Genomic DNA, 17,037 nt, shown 5'->3' on the forward strand with positions numbered 1-17,037 from the left:
GCTTGAATTCGTCGGTAAAGCTTCGTCTAGTAACAACTTTCATATAAACACCTCTTATTCCTAATAAAGAGGTGTCTACTTTTAGGGGGTCACTTCAGGACCCCTCTTTCCTACAAATTCTCTTGTAGTTATTTTGCGCTCCACGTATAATCCGCGGCTCGGGTGTCGGCTGAATCAGAGATTGGCTGGCACAAATTAGAAACATCTTTGTATTAGGAATGAGTTATGTCTCTGAATGCAGAAACTAAAGCAGCAATCGTTGCTGAATACGCGCAGTGCGAAAACGACACTGGTTCTCCTGAAGTTCAGGTTGCTTTGCTAACAGCACAGATCAACCACCTTCAAGGTCACTTTGCTAACCACAAACACGACCACCACAGCCGTCGCGGTCTACTACGCATGGTTTCTCGTCGTCGTAAGCTTCTAGACTACCTAAAAGGTAAGAACCTAGATCGCTACCAAGACCTAATCAAGCGTCTAGGCCTACGTCGCTAAGATTGCTTTGAGAAAGGAGCCTTATGGCTCCTTTCTTTTTTCCGGTAATTTATCTCCATTCCACGAGTCGTTTTCGTCGACCTTGAGGTCGCGGCTAATGACAGTTCTTCCAGCGTTGAGAATTTTCATTAGTCGCGATACGTGAAATTGCGGTAAATTGCCTTACATCACATGACGCTTTTCCTTGTGTCAGATATACTTAACGGCGCAAATAGAAAGCGGAATAAATTAAGGAAATTCACGTGAATCCTATCGTAAAGACTTTCCAGTACGGTAACCACACGGTTACCCTTGAAACTGGTGTTATGGCGCGTCAGGCGACCGCTGCTGTTATGGTTAGCATGGACGATACATCTGTATTCGTTTCTGTTGTTGGTAAGAAAGAAGCTGTTGAAGGTCAAGATTTCTTCCCGCTTACGGTTAACTACCAAGAGCGTACTTACGCTGCAGGTAAGATCCCTGGTGGTTTCTTCAAGCGTGAAGGTCGTCCATCTGAAGGCGAAACTCTGACAGCCCGTCTGATTGACCGTCCTATCCGTCCGCTATTCCCAGATGCATTCAAAAACGAAGTTCAGGTTATCGCGACTGTGGTTTCTGTAAACCCAGACGTTCAACCAGACATCGTAACTATGATCGGTACATCTGCAGCGCTTGCTATCTCTGGTATCCCGTTCAACGGCCCAATCGGTGCTGCGCGCGTAGGTTACATCAACGACCAGTTGGTTCTAAACCCAAGCAACACTGAACTAGAAGAAAGCAAGCTAGACCTAGTGGTTGCTGGTACTGACAACGCAGTACTTATGGTTGAGTCAGAAGCTGACCGCCTATCAGAAGAGCAGATGCTACAAGCGGTTGTTTACGGCCACGACCAGCAGCAGGTTGTTATCAACGCAATCAACGAGTTCGCAGCTGAAGTTGCTACTCCTGCATGGGAATGGGAAGCACCAGCAGTTAACACTGAGCTAAAAGCTCGTGTTGCAGAGCTTGCTGAAGCTCGTCTAACTGACGCTTACCAGATCACTGAAAAAATGGCGCGCTACGAGCAAGTAGGCGTTATCAAGAACGAAGCGGTTGAAGCGCTTCTAGCTCAAGACGAGACACTAGACGAGCGCGAAATCCGCGGCATGCTAGGTTCTCTAGAGAAGAACGTTGTACGTAGCCGCATCATCGCGGGCAACCCACGTATCGACGGCCGTGAAAAAGACATGGTTCGTGCGCTTGACGTACGTACTGGCGTTCTTCCACGTACTCACGGTTCATCTCTGTTCACTCGTGGTGAAACTCAGGCGCTTGTTACTGCAACTCTGGGTACCCAGCGTGATGCACAGATCATCGACGAGCTAACTGGTGAGCGTAAAGATCACTTCCTTCTACACTACAACTTCCCTCCATACTGTGTGGGCGAGACAGGCTTTGTAGGTTCACCTAAGCGTCGTGAAATCGGCCACGGTAAACTAGCTAAGCGTGGTATTGCTGCAGTAATGCCTTCTGTTGATGAGTTCCCATACACAGTACGTGTGGTATCGGAAATCACTGAATCTAACGGTTCTTCTTCAATGGCTTCTGTATGTGGTACGTCTCTTGCGCTGATGGACGCGGGTGTGCCAATCAAAGCATCTGTTGCGGGTATCGCAATGGGTCTTGTGAAAGAAGGCGACGACTTCGTTGTTCTTTCTGACATCCTAGGTGACGAAGACCACCTTGGTGACATGGACTTCAAAGTAGCGGGTACTGAAGACGGTATCACTGCACTGCAGATGGATATCAAGATCGAAGGTATCACGAAAGAAATCATGCAGATTGCCCTGAACCAAGCGAAAGGTGCGCGTACGCACATCCTTAGCGTGATGGACGAAGCAATCAACGCTCCTCGTGAAGAGATTTCTGAGTTCGCTCCGCGTATCCACACGCTGAAGATCAACCCAGAGAAGATCAAAGACGTTATCGGTAAGGGTGGTGCAGTTATCCGTGCACTAACGGAAGAAACTGGCACAACTATCGAAATCGAAGACGACGGTACTGTGAAGATCGCTGCGACTGAAGGTACTGCTGCGAAAGAAGCTATCCGCCGTATCGAAGAGATCACTGCTGACGTTGAAGTTGGCCGTATCTACACCGGTAAAGTTATGCGTATCGTAGACTTCGGTGCATTCGTATCGGTTATCGGTGCGAAAGAAGGTCTTGTTCACATTTCTCAGATCTCTCAGGAGCGCATCGAGAAAGTGGCTGATCACCTAGAAATGGGTCAGGAAGTTAAGGTTAAGGTACTGGAAATCGACCGCCAGGGCCGTATCCGCCTGAGCATGAAAGAAGCACAAGCTGAACTGAACCCAGCACCAGCTGGCGAAGAGAAGCCAGAAGCATAAGGCTTTTTGCTAAAAGCATGATATAAAGGGGCTATTCAGCCCCTTTTTTTATTTTATTGAGAGCTCACCGGAAAATCCCTCGCAATAATCGTCCCGGAGAACGCGGTTGCGTCTCTTATGGGCTACCATGGTATATGCTAGAGATAGACGTGTCTCACTCAGGGAGAACTGCATTGATTGCAAATAGGATAAAATTCGCGTGCCTGGCGCTGGTCTTGATATTGTCAGGCTGTTCAACACCCAAATCCCAATGGACCCAGCCACCAATGGCTGTGCCGTTCCAGCCGACTATCCAGCAACAGATCCAGCTGGCGAGGATCGATCAGCTACTTCAACGTGACGATCTGGACAGTGAAACCTTGGCTCAGGTGTATTACGAGCGTGGCCTGCTGCACGACAGCCTGGGCTTGCGTGACCTGGCTCGACTGGACTTCAACCAGTCGCTTTCCCTTAAACCCAACCAACCTGATGTATTCAATATTCTTGGGGTTTACTTTACCCAGGGTGCCCACTTTGATGCGGCTTATGAAGCGTTTGATTCTACCCTTGAGCTGAATGTCCGCCACCCATTTGCCCAACGTAACCGTGGTATCGCCCTCTACTACGGCGGACGCTATGAATTGGCGTTGGAGGATCTCAATGCCCACTACCAACAGAACATCAATGATCCTTACCGTGTGATCTGGCTGTACCTCACTGAGTTGGAACAAGACCCTGCAACTGCGGCCGAGAAGCTGCGCAGCCGCTACAATGCTGCCACCGACAACAATGACTGGGGCTGGCAGATTGTCCGCCTATACATGGACGATGTTAGCGAATCTGAGTTCCTGCGCCAGATTGCCACAGAAAGCGAAGATAATGATGTGCTGGCCGAGCGTTTGACTGAAGCGTATTTCTACCTGGGTAAGCGCTACCACCACAACAAGGATTTCTCATCAGCCCTGATGCTCTACAAGCTGACGCTTGCCGGCAACGTGTATGAGTTTGTCGAGCACCGCTTTGCCCTGCTCGAGCTAAACCGCCTGATGGCAGAAGTCAGTATTAACCAGCCTATCGCCCCACCGGCCGAGCCGGAAGAAGAAGCCTAAGCTCGCTTAGTTATTGGAATAGATAAACAAAAGCCGCGGTCTTCCGCGGCTTTTCTCGTTCAAGGCTGCTGCTATGGCCCGCAAAACATGACTGCTGGGTTACTCGATGTTGAGCCCCGCTAGGTTGTGCCAGTAGCCGTTGCAGTGGTGTCCGCCTTCCAGTGGGTGCTTGTGCTCGCCATGTTGGTTGGCACGGAAGGTATCGACCAGTGAAAGGGTATCGATACCCAGCGGGCTGAGGCGCACTACATCCACCAAGCCAGCCATACCCGGTTGATCGTTGATCAGGTTGTAACAGTAACCTGACTGGGTCTGGATACCATTTAGGGTAAAGACTTTCTGCTCTTCCTGGCTGTTGACGGTGATCCCGGTAGGGTACTTGATACAGCAGGTTTCGCAGTCGTCCTTGGCACGGTCTTCGGCACGGGCGGTGAAGCAGCGCGCCGAATAGGCTAGTGGCAGGTAGCCATAGCTGAAGACTTCGGTTTCGAATTTGTCACGGATCCCCATCTGCTCACACTCATTGGCAACGTTCTGTAGCCATTGGCGCGATAGCTCAACCGGCATACACCAGCGGATCATGCCCTTTTTCAGAAACAGGTTGAGGGTCTGGGCGTTGTAGCAGTTCACAGCCGGGCCAACCACAAATGGCACCTTGTGCTCATGCGCCAGTTGGATAGCCGATACATCGTTGGCTTCAATCGCAAAGTCGCCGTTATCAATGTACTTCTTCATCACATTGACTTCGCTTGGGGCTTCAAGCAATGCCATGGTCGACAGTACTACCTGCTTGCCGCTGGCCGATAGGTCTTTGGCAATATCGAACCAGTGGGCCGGTTTCATCTCGCGGCGCTTGGAGCAGACTGTTTCGCCAAGGTAGATAATATCGGTGTTGGCGTCTTTGGCTTGCTGGTAGAACGCCTCGACATCCATTTTTGGCCAGAAATACAGTAGGGGGCCAAGTGAGTATTTCATTATTGGCTCCTTATTGCCATTTACGGTGGTAGGCACCGAGGGTGGTTTGTTTACCTTCCGACACATTACCGAGGCAGGCATTCCAAGCTGGGTCAACACTGTAGTTTTCAGGTGATGCCAGATAGCGGTCAATCGCGGCACGCCAGGTACGGGTGACCTGTTCAACATAGGCTGGGCTACGTTGGCGGCCTTCGATTTTCACTGAAGAGATGTTGGCCTTGAACAGCTCAGGTAAGATTTCCAGCGTATTGAGGCTGGTAGGCTCTTCCAGGGCGTGGTAACGGCGGTCTTCCCCGTCTAGGTTAACATCGAAGCGGCCCTTGCACAGCGTCGGGTAGCCCGCATTCTCGCCATGGGCATAACGGTCAATCAGTACCTCGTTAAGGCGAGATTCCAAACCGGTCGGTGTTTCCTGCCAGCGGACAAACTTAGCCGGCGAGCAGGCTCCGACGGTATTCGGTGACTCGCCTGTCATATAAGACGACAGGTAGCAGCGCCCTTCCGACATAATGCATAAGCTACCGAAGGCGAACACTTCCAACTCGACATCCGTATTACGGGCAAGCTGCTTGACCTGATGGATAGACAAAACCCTAGGCAGCACCACTCGCTTGACATTGAAGTTCTGACGATAGAAATCAATGGCAGCAGTATTGGTCGCTGAAGCTTGCACCGAAAGGTGAAGTTCAAGATCCGGGTATTTGGTGGCGGCATACTCCAATACCGCGATGTCAGCCACAATCAGTGCATCAACACCCATGGCAGCGGCATTGTCGACCGCATTGCGCCAGCGGTCGAAGCCATCTGGGTGGGCAAAGGTATTGAGGGCAACATGCAGTTTACGGTCGTGATCACGTACGTACTGCACGGCTTTTTCGAGTTTACGTCCTGTAAAGTTTAAACCTGCAAAGTGGCGCGCATTGGTGTCGTCTTTGAAACCGATATATACCGCGTCGGCGCCGTTATCAATGGCAGTTTTAAGCGCGGGTAAGTTGCCCGCGGGGCAGAGTAGCTCCATATTATTTTTATCTACCAGTGTGGGAAAGAAAGTAATAAGAGCAAATATTAGGGGGCGGGCTGCCCGCGTGTTTTGATGTCAGGCAGGTTTTGTTGATTTAGGACAACTTATTTTCCACTTTTGTAGAGCCCAAGATTCATTATTGGTAGCTATCCACCTAATGGTGATTATGCTTGTGAAGCGTGGCTTCCAGCTCATTTTTCGGTAATGGCTTGTAGAAGTGGAAGCCCTGGATGGCATTGCAATCGAGGTTGGACAACAGGGTAGCCTGCTGGCGGGTTTCAACCCCTTCGGCGACTACGCTCATGTTGAGGGATTTACCGAGATTGATGATGTTCTCGATTAGGGTCAGCTGTTTGGGAACATCTTCGATGTCCTTGATAAACGCACGGTCTATTTTGAGCTCGTCCAGCGGGAAGCGGGCGAGATAAGACAGTGACGAGTAGCCGGTGCCGAAATCATCAATCGAAAGTGAGAAGCCGAGCTTTTTGATGGCATTGAGCATTTGGATGGTATGTTCACCATCACTCATTACCGCACTTTCGGTAAGCTCGAAGGTAATATCGTTGGGGTTGACCCCGGTTGCCTTGCGAAGTTTGTCGACAAACTGGATGAGGTTAGGGTTACCGAACTGCTGGGGGGACAAGTTGATCGCAACCTTACCCGGCAAGAGGCCCTGGGTTTTCCAGTACCGGACCGTGGTAAAGACCTCGCGCATCACGACTTGGCCTAACTGTTCGATAAGCCCGGACCGTTCGGCGACCGGGATAAACTGGGCCGGGCTTATGTAGCCTTCAACCGGGTGCTTCCAACGCACCAATGCCTCGGCACCGTTAATGGAGAAGTCCCGAGCGTGGACTTTGGGTTGGTACCACACCTCAAGGCCGTTGTTTTGCAGCGCTTTTTGCAGTTCGATTTCAAGCCATAGCTGCATCCGCGCTTCTTTGTTCATCTCTTCACTGAACTTGACGGCGCGGTTGCGGCCGCGATTTTTTGCCTCGTACATGGCCGTATCGGCATTTTGCAGCAAGATGCGGGCGTCGTTACCGTCTCCCGGATACTGCACCATACCGATAGAGCAGGCGAGGTGCTTGCTGAAATGGTGCAAATCGAAAGGTTGGTTGATCAGGGCAATGACTTGCTCGGCGATGAGGCTCCCTTGCTGTTGATGCTCAGGGTTAGGTAGCAAGATGGTAAATTCATCCCCGCTGAGGTGGCCGATAATGGCATCATCTGGCAGCAGGCGTTTCAAGCGTTGGGAAATCTCTTGCAGTACCTGATCACCAATATGGTGTCCTAGCGAGTCATTGATATTTTTGAAGTTGTCTATGTCCAGGTACAGCATCACCAATGGGATCTGCTGATTGATCAATTGCTCAAGCTGGTGGCTGGTACCATGGCGGTTGAGCAGCCCGGTGAGCGGATCCGTATGTATCGATGATTCGATCTTTTGGGGCTTCGTTATTGCCGGCACATAAGATTTTAGGATCACTAGTTGGGCCGATGTACCCAGCACCTCAATCGGTGAAGTCGAGAGTTGCAATGTTTGTTGCTGTGGGCAGTGGCGGCTGGTTTGGCAAAGCCAAGCCTCACCTTGCTGCAGGGAAGCCAATTGGGCCCGGGTCACTGGCTGTTGCTGGTTATCGACAACCAGTTTGCTGAACGCCTTTCCCTTTAGATCGTTGGGGTGCTCAAAGCCAAGGATCTGCGCGGCTTTTTCATTAGCCGAGATCACAGTGTCGTCCTCGACAATACAGCTGCCGTCATGCATCAACCTATTGAGGGTTTGCAGGTGCTTTTCGTGTTCTTGGATAGCGTTGGTCAGGATTTGGCGTTCAGAGGTATCGGCACAATGCAGCACGATATGGGTGATTTTGCCGTCTTTGCTATGGAGCGGGGAGAGGCTAAAGTGCATGCTGGTATCATGGTGGTTGTCATCGAGGATGACTTCGCTCTCCAGCGTTTCACCGTTGAAGGCCCGCTCATAGTAGGGGCGCATCGAGTGATAAAAGGTTTTGCCAAGGGTGTCGACATCGCTAAGCCCGATTAACTCGTCTCGGCTCAAGCCACTGAGCTCGCAGTACCGGTTGTTGACCATTAAATACTTATGCTGATGATCCAGGACAGCAAATAGAAACGGGCTGTGATCAGTCAGGAGGGGAAACCAATGGTTCAGTTGCTCTGTCGGCATGATCTTGGGTTATTTTTCCGTATGTTACTGCCATCTAGTGGCGAGGTGGCAGGTGGGTTTGCATCCACTATATCGAGGTCATTGGCACAATACCAAACTTTAGCCGAACAAAGCTGTATTTTTTGACTCAAGGCATAAAATCACAGCCATGTCTTGCCATACAATCACTAAATATATGCGACCGACTACAGGAAAAATAATTCAGTGATTGCTCAACTTAGAAAACAACTGGTACAGAATGGCCCAGCCTTATTGCGTGTGCCTGCCAAGTTAGCCCCTTTCCCCCTTCAGAAGAAAGTTATGTTGGAAGGCTTGGCGATGGTATTCAAAGAAGCACTGGAAGATGGTGATTTCGAGTTTCTTGAAGATCGCTGGCTCAAAGTGGAAGTGCGTGATTTGGATCTGCGTTGGTATATCAGTTACCAGAATGAGCAATTGGTGGTGGCAGAGCACGTTGAGCAGGAAGATGTCAGTTTCAGCGGCGAATGCAACGATCTGGTATTAATTGCCGCTCGCAAGGAAGATCCTGATACACTGTTCTTCCAACGTCGTCTTCGTATCGAAGGGGATACCGAACTTGGCTTGGAAGTGAAGAACCTGATGGACAGTATCGATTTGGACTCACTTCCAGCCCCGGTTAAATTTGTACTGCACCAGTCAGCAGATTTCATCCATAAAGGCATGCAGTCTGCTTCTGGGCAAGAAGAGGTCATGAATGCTCATTAGATCTGAGGCTCCGGCCGATATTATGCCGATCGACAACCTGCTCAAATCCGTGTTTGATACGGAGGCCGAAGCTGAGTTGGTTATGCGGTTGCGGGAAAATGGTAACCGCACCCTATCATTGGTGGCATGCAATGACGATGGCGAGCTGGTTGGCCACTTATTTTTTAGCCCTGTGATGCTTGATGGTGAAGATCATAACTGGCAGGGATTGGCACCGATGGCGATTAAGCCGGAGTATCAGCGTCAGGGCATTGGTCAGGCGATGCTGGAAGAAGCCAAGCAAACCCTGGCCGAGCTTGGCTACCCGGTTATTGTCGTACTGGGCCACCCTGAATATTACCCCAAAGCAGGCTTTGCCCCAGCAGCCGCGCAAGGGATCCAATGCCCTTGGCCAGTACCGGAAGAGGCTTTCATGGTATTGGAAGTGGTGCCGGGTGCCATTGACGGTAAGACGGGTATGATCAGCTATTGCGAAGAGTTCAACGCCCTATAGCTTGCTATAACGAACCGTTTCATGAAAATACCACCGCAAGGTGGTATTTTTTTAGGTTTGGGTACAAGTTCTGGTAGTATTCCCGGCAAAAGTGAACATCATCAAGGTGAGTAGATGAAACAGCGTGATTTACAGTTGATGAAGGCAATCGGCTTAACCTATTGGCAGGTCCGCAAACCGGGCTTTTTTCCCGATCAGGAACAGCCAGTGATCGATCTGCCGGACAGCTGTCAGTTGTTGTTTGTCTGCGATGAAGAGCTGGATGAGCACGACCGTTGGCTGTTTGGCCGGATCCTTGGCAGCATGAAGTTGACCCCGGAACAAGCCCTGTGTGTGCCTGCTGCTGCTGTTGAGCAAGTGCGTGAACACCATCTTAAATGGTGTTGGGTTGCCGGCTGTGAAGCTGCCCATCCGGCTGATTGCCAATTGCTAACGTCTGACTCACTGAAATCAATGCATACCAATCCCGGCGCGAAAAAAGCGCTGTGGCAACAAATTTGTTCTTATGACGCATAACATTGTGACCTTGGCGCCCCATCATCTCGATGATGTTTGGCGCATCGAGCAAGCCGCCCATGCTTTTCCATGGGCCGAATCGTTGATCCGCAAGGAGCCGAATAAATGGGCACTAAACTGCGGGTTGGAAATTAACGATCAGTTAGTGGGTTATTGCTTTGGCCAGCTGGTGGCTGGTGAGGCGACCTTGCTGAACATTGCTATCGACCCTGCCTGCCAGGGCAAGGGCTACGGCAAGATATTGCTGGAAGGCTTTATTGAGTTGGTCGGCCAGCAAAAAGGCGAGGAAGTCTGGCTGGAAGTCAGGGCAAGCAACACCCGCGCCTACCAGTTGTATGAGTCGTTGGGCTTCAACGAAATTAATCGCCGTGAAGGCTATTACCCAGCAGAAAATGGCCGGGAAGATGCCCTGATCATGACGTATTTAGTCATGTAGCCTTTTCCTGTCTTTGTTGGTGCACCTTGGCTGCGTGTTACCGCTGTCTCTTTGGGCGGAGTTTGCGTATAATTCCGCCATCTTTATCGCACCGGCTTGCGAAATTCGCAGTCGCTCGATTATTGAAATCTCTAACAGGATTATCAACGCTTATGTCTTTTCTACCTGAAGTGAACAAACGCCGTACGTTTGCGATCATTTCTCACCCGGATGCGGGTAAAACAACCATTACCGAAAAAGTCCTGCTATTCGGAAACGCGATCCAGAAAGCAGGAACCGTAAAGGGCCGTGGCTCTAACCAGCATGCTAAGTCAGACTGGATGGAAATGGAAAAAGAACGTGGTATCTCGGTAACCACGTCGGTAATGCAGTTCCCTTACAATGATTGTCTGGTAAACCTGCTAGATACCCCAGGACACGAAGATTTCTCGGAAGATACCTACCGTACCCTGACGGCCGTTGACTCATGCCTGATGGTGATTGATGCGGCGAAAGGTGTCGAGGATCGTACCCGTAAGCTGATGGAAGTTACCCGTCTGCGTGATACGCCGATCGTTACCTTCATGAACAAATTGGACCGCGATATCCGCGACCCGATGGAATTGCTTGACGAAGTCGAAACCGAGCTGAACATGGCGTGTGCGCCGGTATCATGGCCGATCGGTTGTGGTAAAGAGTTCAAGGGTGTGTACCATATCCACCGCGACGAGACGATTTTGTATAGCACGGGCCAAGGCCACACTATTCAAGAGCAGCGCATCATCAAAGGCCTGGATAACCCAGAGCTAGATGCTGCGGTAGGTGATGATCTTGCCGAACAACTGCGTGAAGAACTTGAGTTGGTGATTGGTGCTTCGCATGAATTCGACCGTGAATTGTTCCTGAGCGGTGAGCTAACGCCGGTCTTCTTCGGTACGGCACTGGGTAACTTCGGTGTTGACCATATGCTTGATGGTCTTACTGAGTGGGCGCCTGCGCCGATGCCGCGCAAGGCCAACGAGCGTGAAGTTGAAGCGACCGAAGAGAAGTTCTCGGGCTTTGTCTTCAAGATTCAGGCAAACATGGACCCTAAACACCGTGACCGCATTGCATTCATGCGTATCGTATCGGGTACCTACAGCCAGGGCATGAAGATGAACCATGTCCGTACCGGTAAAAACGTCAGTATTTCTGATGCGGTAACCTTCATGGCAGGTGACCGCGCCCGCGCAGACAAAGCGTATGCAGGTGATATTATCGGTTTGCACAACCACGGTACGATTCAGATCGGTGATACCTTCACCCAGGGTGAAAACCTGAAATTTGCCGGTATCCCTAACTTTGCGCCGGAATTGTTCCGCCGTATACGCCTGAAAGATCCACTGAAGCAGAAGCAGTTGCTAAAAGGCTTGGTACAGTTGTCGGAAGAGGGCGCGGTACAGGTGTTCCGCCCGCTGCAGAACAACGACCTTATCGTTGGTGCCGTTGGTGTGCTTCAGTTTGACGTGGTGGTTGCCCGCCTGAAAGCAGAATACAACGTTGAAGCTATCTACGAAGGTGTTAACGTGGCGACAGCCCGCTGGGTTGAGTGCGATGACACCAAAAAGCTGGAAGAATTCAAGCGCAAGAACCAGTCTAACCTGGCATTGGACGGCGGTGATAACCTGTCTTACATCGCGCCGACGATGGTTAACCTGAACTTGGCCAAAGAGCGATTCCCAGAGGTTGATTTCCGTGCAACGCGCGAGCACTAATTTGCGCTAAGCCACGGTCATCAGGCCAGACATCGAAGCCGTCACATTGTGGCGGCTTTTTTTATACTTTTGTGAAGCCTGCCGCGACCCGCCGTGGGTAGGTCTACTATTCTGGTTATGCAAGTTGGCGCAGCACAACCATAAGGATGATGGCATGAACAGGGTAGATGAACTAAGCACCTCACTGAGTACAGCGTTGGCGGCGGATAACCAGATATACACCCTGCCCGGCGAGGCGTTCCCGCTTGGCTCGTCGGTACGTGAGGGTGGGGTAAATTTCAGCCTCTACTCCAAAGACGCGACAAGGGTAACCTTGCACCTGTTTGCCAGTGCCGATGCCGCTGGACCTTTCCGATCATTTGAATTGAGTCCTGCGCTGCACAAACGTGGCCATTACTGGTTTATTTTTGTCGGCAATATCGGTCATGGCCAGTATTACGGGTTTCAGGTTGATGGGCCGTGGAGGCCTGAGCGGGGACTGCGTTTTGACAGTGACAAGATCCTGATCGATCCCTACAGCCATGCAGTTGGCTTTGGTCGCCACTATAGCCGTCAGCGGGCTATCGATCTGGGCGATAATATGGATGCCTGCATGAAGAGCATCGTTGTCGATCATAGTGATTTCGATTGGCAGGGGGATGTCGCTCCCCGCCATTCGCTGACCGATACTATCATCTATGAGATGCATGTGGCTGGTTTCACCCGCCATCCCTCCTCCGGTGTCATGGCGGCCAAAAAGGGCACCTTCTCGGGGATCATCGAGAAAATCCCTTACCTCAAATCACTCGGCGTCACTGCGGTCGAACTGATGCCTGTTCAGCAGTTCGATACTGACGATGCGCCGGAAGGCCGGGATAACTACTGGGGCTATAGCCCTATCAATTTCTTTGCGGTCCATGCTGATTACAGCGTCGAGAAAGCCCCCCTGAGTGCCATTGATGAGTTCAAAACTTTGGTCAGAGAACTGCACAAAGCCGATATTGAGGTGATCCTCGATGTGGTTTTCAACCATACCTCAGAAGGGGACGAGCATGGTCCGACTTTTTGCTTTAAGGGGCTACAGAACGGGGCCTATTACCTACTGGACAAGAAGACAGGGACCTACGGCAACTACAGCGGGTGTGGCAATACCTGTAACGCTAACCACAGTGTCCTGCGCCGGATGATCATCGATGCGCTGCATTACTGGGTGACCGAGATGCATGTCGATGGTTTTCGCTTTGACTTGGCTTCGGTATTGGCCCGTGACAGCCAGGGCCACCCGATGAAGGAGCCGCCGCTGCTGTGGTCGATAGACTCGGATCCTATCTTGTGCAGCACCAAGATCATTGCCGAGGCGTGGGATGCTGCTGGGTTATATCAGGTCGGTTCTTTTATCGGTGACCGCTGGAATGAGTGGAACGGAAAATTCCGCGATGATGTCAGGGCATTCTGGCGAGGTGATGCGGGCTATGTCAGCCGTTTTGCTTCCCGGATTTTAGGATCGCCAGACATTTACTGTAGCCGCAATCATTCCCCTCACCGTTCGGTGAATTTCATCTGTGCCCATGATGGCTTTACCCTCAATGATCTGGTGAGTTACAGCGAGAAGCATAATGAGGCCAATGGAGAGGGCAATCGCGATGGTGATAATCATAACCTGTCGAGCAACTACGGGGTGGAGGGGCCGACGGAAATCGCAGAGATAGAGTCACTGCGCCATCGACAGTGCAAGAACATGATGGCGACCTTGTTCCTGTCACTCGGTACCCCGATGCTCAATATGGGGGACGAGGTTCGCCGTACCCAGCAAGGCAATAACAACGCCTATTGCCAAGATAATGAGATCAGTTGGTTCGACTGGCGGTTGGTGGATACCCACCGTGACTTGTTACGTTTCGTTACGCTGCTTAGCCAGTTACGGACCGCCGAGCCGACCATAGACTGGAACATGCACATGTCGCTCAACTCGGTATTGGAAGATGTCGGGATCCGTTGGCATGGCATCAAGCCCGATCAGCCGGACTGGTCGGAAAACTCCCATTCCATTGCACTGACGGTCTATCATCCGATCACTCAGGATGAGCTGTATGTGATATGTAATGCCTTCTGGGATCCGCTCGAGTTCACACTGCCTGACCGTAACTGCAGTGATTGGCACCTAGTGATCAATACTGCCAAGCCGTCGCCTCATGACATCTATCCCATAGATGAAGCGCCACTTTATACCCGTAATACCATATTGGCGACGGGACGTAGTATGATCGTGATGGTTGCCAAGGCCACAACACAGAAAAGCCAACAGGATAGATAGCCATGATGTCGTTGATTAAGCGTGGGGTAGCGGCGTATGACCGCTGGTGTGAGAAGATGGGCCTAGTGCCCGAGAACCGCCGCTGCTGTGCGCCGGTGCGCTATGATGCCGATGATCCACGCCACCCCGCGAACAAACGGGGTAAACAAGAAAGTTGCTCAGCACAGGCCAAGTCGCATGCTGATTGACAGCCATTGCCATTTTGACTTTGAGCCGTTTTGTGATGATCCCGAGTATTACTTGGGGTTATCCCAGCAGGCCGGGGTGGGAAAAATTGTCATCCCAGCCGTTGGCCAGCGCAACTGGCATGCCGTTCGTGAGCTAGCAAAGCGTTTTCCCTGCCTGTATTTCGCTTTGGGGTTACATCCCTTCTTCAGTGCTGAACATGATGCTAATGCCTTGAATCAATTGGAGTCAGAGTTGGCTACCGAGGTTGCATTGCGGGAAAAGGATCACTCTCGCTGCGTTGCTGTCGGGGAATGTGGGCTAGACTTTGCCATTGCGGATGCCGATCAGGATCAACAAGTATCGGTATTTGCTGCCCAGTTACAACTGGCCAACCGCTTTGAACTACCTGTAATCATGCACTGTCGTAAGGCGTTCCCAGAGCTCCTTCGAGAGTTGCGGCAAAATACGCCGATAGCTGGTGGGGTATACCATGGTTTTAGTGGTAGCTATCAACAAGCTAAGCAACTTATTGATCTAGGTATCAAAATTGGTGTCGGGGGAACGATTACCTATCGCCGAGCCAACAAGACTCGCAGTACAATAGCGGCACTGCCACTAGATGCATTGTTGCTGGAGACGGATGCGCCAGACATGCCCGTGGCAGGGTTTCAGGGAGAGCCAAACCGACCCGATCGGTTAGTGAATGTGCTGGATGAACTTTCAGCGATCAGAACGGAAACCGAACAGGAAATTAAGCAGGCAACTAGCTTAACCACCGCTGAACTTTTCCGTATCCGGATGTGAATGAACATCACAAAATAAACGTTTGCGTAAAACGTTTGCGTGAAAGTGTGATGAGTCTCACGTTTGGAATTGAACTTTTACTCTCTTTCCTTGCAAAGTGTGAAGTCGGCGTTATTTTATCCGCCGCAGCATGAGTATAATGCGCCGGACTCTTAATTGAGCCGAATTGTCGAGACGCCAAACTTAACTAAAGGGAAGCCATAAACTATGAGCATGTTTATGAGCCTGGTTGGGATGGCAGTACTGCTAGGTCTTGCAGTACTACTATCTGATAACCGTAAAGCTATCAATCTACGTACTGTGGGTGGTGCATTTGCCATCCAATTCTGTTTGGGTGCATTTGTTCTTTATGTACCTGTTGGCCGTGACGTGCTATATGGCATGTCTACAGCTGTTGCTAACGTTATCGCTTACGGTAACGATGGTATCAACTTCCTATTCGGTGGCCTGACTTCAGACAAAATGTTTGAAGTATTCGGTGGTGGCGGCTTCGTGTTTGCCCTACGCGTACTACCAGTAATCGTTTTCTTCTCTGCACTGATCAGCGTACTTTACTACCTGGGCATCATGCAGGTTGTGATCAACATCCTAGGTGGTGGTCTACAGAAAGCGCTAGGTACTTCTCGTGCCGAATCAATGTCTGCAACAGCTAACATCTTCGTTGGTCAAACGGAAGCACCTTTGGTTATCCGTCCGTTCGTACCAAAAATGACTCAGTCTGAGCTGTTTGCGGTAATGTGTGGTGGTCTGGCGTCTGTAGCAGGTGGTGTACTTGCTGGTTACGCATCTATGGGTGTTCCTCTAGAGTACCTAATCGCCGCTTCATTCATGGCAGCTCCGGGTGGTCTTCTATTTGCTAAGATCATCAAGCCTGAAACTGAAGAAGCTGTTGAGCAGCTTGCAAGCGACGCAACTGAAGGCGACGACAAGCCGGCTAACGTAATCGACGCAGCAGCAGCGGGTGCATCTTCTGGTATGCAGCTAGCGCTAAACGTTGGTGCAATGCTTCTAGCATTCATCGGTCTAATCGCGCTAATCAACGGTATGCTAGGTGGCATCGGTGGTTGGTTCGGTATGCCTGAGCTTACTCTGGAACTTATCCTAGGTTACGTATTCTCTCCTCTTGCATTCCTAATCGGTGTGCCATGGGAAGAAGCAACAATCGCTGGTTCTTTCATCGGTCAGAAACTGGTTGTTAACGAATTCGTTGCTTACCTGAACTTTGCCCCATACCTAGCGGAAGGTGCTGCAGTTACTCTATCTACGAAGACTGAAGCAATCATCTCGTTCGCTCTATGTGGTTTCGCAAACCTATCTTCAGTAGCAATCCTACTGGGTGGTCTAGGTGGCCTGGCGCCAAGCCGTCGCCACGATATCGCACGCTTCGGTATGAAAGCTGTTGCCGCTGGTACGCTTTCTAACCTGATGTCTGCAACTATCGCAGGTCTATTCATCAGCCTTGCTTAATCCAAGCACGCTGAAAGCCTGATAAAACGCCGCGGGAAACCGCGGCGTTTTTGTATCCGTAAGGCACGGGGAACAGCAGGCCCTGGGCTCTGGGATGAGCAAAGAAGTATGGCCATTGGTAAAGTTGGCTAGGGCCTCTGAAAAAGCGGCTAGAGGCCAAAGCAAGAGCAGAAAGCAAGAGTCGGATCTTGACATGGTTAAGCTCTTTCAAACAATCTGGTTCGCCCATCGCCCATCGCCCATCGCCCATCGCCCATCGCCCATCGCC

The 17,037-nt window shown here is 50.9% G+C and carries 16 protein-coding genes; 12 read left to right on the plus strand and 4 right to left on the minus strand.

The window, feature by feature from the left end; translation table 11 throughout:
• Positions 1-225: 225 nt before the first annotated feature.
• From rpsO to nlpI, 3 genes are all read left to right on the plus strand, one after another.
• Positions 226-495, plus strand: coding sequence for a 30S ribosomal protein S15 (gene rpsO, locus BIZ37_RS24605; RefSeq protein ID WP_005369538.1), 270 nt, complete (start codon positions 226-228; stop codon positions 493-495).
• Positions 496-737: 242 nt separating this feature from the next.
• Positions 738-2,861, plus strand: coding sequence for a polyribonucleotide nucleotidyltransferase (pnp, locus tag BIZ37_RS24610; RefSeq protein WP_107301474.1), 2,124 nt, complete (start codon positions 738-740; stop codon positions 2,859-2,861).
• Positions 2,862-3,034: 173 nt separating this feature from the next.
• Positions 3,035-3,949: a lipoprotein NlpI gene (nlpI, locus tag BIZ37_RS24615; RefSeq protein WP_187463761.1), complete on the plus strand. Its 915-nt coding sequence runs from the start codon at positions 3,035-3,037 to the stop codon at positions 3,947-3,949.
• Between the two features lie 99 nt (positions 3,950-4,048).
• On the opposite strand, the gene BIZ37_RS24620 is transcribed toward nlpI, so the two are convergent.
• From BIZ37_RS24620 to BIZ37_RS24630, 3 genes are all read right to left on the minus strand, one after another.
• Positions 4,049-4,924, minus strand: a complete 876-nt coding sequence (locus BIZ37_RS24620; RefSeq protein ID WP_187463762.1) for a U32 family peptidase — start codon at positions 4,922-4,924, stop codon at positions 4,049-4,051.
• A gap of 10 nt (positions 4,925-4,934) precedes the next feature.
• Positions 4,935-5,942 (minus strand): peptidase U32 family protein, encoded by a 1,008-nt coding sequence (locus BIZ37_RS24625; RefSeq protein WP_107301477.1) that lies wholly within the window; start codon positions 5,940-5,942, stop codon positions 4,935-4,937.
• 157 nt (positions 5,943-6,099) lie between these two features.
• Positions 6,100-8,133, minus strand: a complete 2,034-nt coding sequence (locus tag BIZ37_RS24630; RefSeq protein ID WP_187463763.1) for an EAL domain-containing protein — start codon at positions 8,131-8,133, stop codon at positions 6,100-6,102.
• A 204-nt stretch (positions 8,134-8,337) separates the two neighbouring features.
• On the opposite strand from BIZ37_RS24630, the gene BIZ37_RS24635 reads away from it, so the two are divergent.
• The 9 genes from BIZ37_RS24635 (at position 8,338) to BIZ37_RS24675 (ending at position 16,769) form a co-directional block, all read left to right on the plus strand.
• Positions 8,338-8,859 carry an SCP2 domain-containing protein gene (locus tag BIZ37_RS24635; RefSeq protein ID WP_107301479.1) on the plus strand — a complete coding sequence of 174 codons (522 nt, stop codon included), beginning with the start codon at positions 8,338-8,340 and terminating at the stop codon, positions 8,857-8,859.
• Entirely contained in the window at positions 8,849-9,352 is a 504-nt protein-coding gene (locus tag BIZ37_RS24640) for a GNAT family N-acetyltransferase (RefSeq protein ID WP_187463764.1), read from the plus strand. The genes BIZ37_RS24635 and BIZ37_RS24640 overlap by 11 nt, the downstream gene beginning before the upstream one ends.
• A gap of 114 nt (positions 9,353-9,466) precedes the next feature.
• Complete coding sequence (locus BIZ37_RS24645; protein ID WP_107301481.1) at positions 9,467-9,868, plus strand: DNA polymerase III subunit psi; 402 nt, start codon at positions 9,467-9,469, stop codon at positions 9,866-9,868.
• Positions 9,858-10,304 (plus strand): ribosomal protein S18-alanine N-acetyltransferase, encoded by a 447-nt coding sequence (rimI, locus tag BIZ37_RS24650; RefSeq protein ID WP_187463765.1) that lies wholly within the window; start codon positions 9,858-9,860, stop codon positions 10,302-10,304. The genes BIZ37_RS24645 and rimI overlap by 11 nt, the downstream gene beginning before the upstream one ends.
• A gap of 152 nt (positions 10,305-10,456) precedes the next feature.
• Positions 10,457-12,037, plus strand: a complete 1,581-nt coding sequence (gene prfC, locus BIZ37_RS24655) for a peptide chain release factor 3 (RefSeq protein ID WP_187463766.1) — start codon at positions 10,457-10,459, stop codon at positions 12,035-12,037.
• A 154-nt stretch (positions 12,038-12,191) separates the two neighbouring features.
• A complete protein-coding gene (gene glgX / locus BIZ37_RS24660) occupies positions 12,192-14,330 on the plus strand; it encodes a glycogen debranching protein GlgX (RefSeq protein WP_187463767.1) in 2,139 nt (712 codons plus the stop codon).
• A 2-nt stretch (positions 14,331-14,332) separates the two neighbouring features.
• The gene (locus tag BIZ37_RS24665; RefSeq protein WP_107301484.1) at positions 14,333-14,518 is read left to right on the plus strand and encodes a hypothetical protein; all 186 of its coding nucleotides are present in this window, start codon (positions 14,333-14,335) and stop codon (positions 14,516-14,518) included.
• Positions 14,508-15,302: a TatD family hydrolase gene (locus BIZ37_RS24670; protein ID WP_187463768.1), complete on the plus strand. Its 795-nt coding sequence runs from the start codon at positions 14,508-14,510 to the stop codon at positions 15,300-15,302. Before BIZ37_RS24665 ends, BIZ37_RS24670 begins: the two co-directional genes overlap by 11 nt.
• A gap of 207 nt (positions 15,303-15,509) precedes the next feature.
• Complete coding sequence (locus tag BIZ37_RS24675; RefSeq protein ID WP_107301485.1) at positions 15,510-16,769, plus strand: NupC/NupG family nucleoside CNT transporter; 1,260 nt, start codon at positions 15,510-15,512, stop codon at positions 16,767-16,769.
• Here BIZ37_RS24675 and BIZ37_RS24680 read toward each other — a convergent pair.
• On the minus strand, positions 16,756-17,037 hold a 282-nt coding region (locus BIZ37_RS24680), incomplete at its 5' end, for a hypothetical protein (RefSeq protein ID WP_222939817.1). The two genes, BIZ37_RS24675 and BIZ37_RS24680, sit on opposite strands and share 14 nt — an antisense overlap.

The organism is Photobacterium sp. BZF1 (genome assembly GCF_014349205.1).
Lineage (GTDB): Bacteria > Pseudomonadota > Gammaproteobacteria > Enterobacterales > Vibrionaceae > Photobacterium.

Bases quoted from the DNA above. Each gene is read 5' to 3' on its own strand.
- rpsO (WP_005369538.1), top strand. From the start codon at position 226: ATGTCTCTGAATGCAGAAACTAAAGCAGCAATCGTTGCTGAATACGCG.
- BIZ37_RS24620 (WP_187463762.1), bottom strand. From the start codon at position 4,924: ATGAAATACTCACTTGGCCCCCTACTGTATTTCTGGCCAAAAATGGAT.
- BIZ37_RS24625 (WP_107301477.1), bottom strand. From the start codon at position 5,942: ATGGAGCTACTCTGCCCCGCGGGCAACTTACCCGCGCTTAAAACTGCC.
- BIZ37_RS24630 (WP_187463763.1), bottom strand. From the start codon at position 8,133: ATGCCGACAGAGCAACTGAACCATTGGTTTCCCCTCCTGACTGATCAC.
- BIZ37_RS24640 (WP_187463764.1), top strand. From the start codon at position 8,849: ATGCTCATTAGATCTGAGGCTCCGGCCGATATTATGCCGATCGACAAC.
- BIZ37_RS24645 (WP_107301481.1), top strand. From the start codon at position 9,467: ATGAAACAGCGTGATTTACAGTTGATGAAGGCAATCGGCTTAACCTAT.
- rimI (WP_187463765.1), top strand. From the start codon at position 9,858: ATGACGCATAACATTGTGACCTTGGCGCCCCATCATCTCGATGATGTT.
- prfC (WP_187463766.1), top strand. From the start codon at position 10,457: ATGTCTTTTCTACCTGAAGTGAACAAACGCCGTACGTTTGCGATCATT.
- glgX (WP_187463767.1), top strand. From the start codon at position 12,192: ATGAACAGGGTAGATGAACTAAGCACCTCACTGAGTACAGCGTTGGCG.
- BIZ37_RS24665 (WP_107301484.1), top strand. From the start codon at position 14,333: ATGATGTCGTTGATTAAGCGTGGGGTAGCGGCGTATGACCGCTGGTGT.
- BIZ37_RS24670 (WP_187463768.1), top strand. From the start codon at position 14,508: ATGCTGATTGACAGCCATTGCCATTTTGACTTTGAGCCGTTTTGTGAT.
- BIZ37_RS24675 (WP_107301485.1), top strand. From the start codon at position 15,510: ATGAGCATGTTTATGAGCCTGGTTGGGATGGCAGTACTGCTAGGTCTT.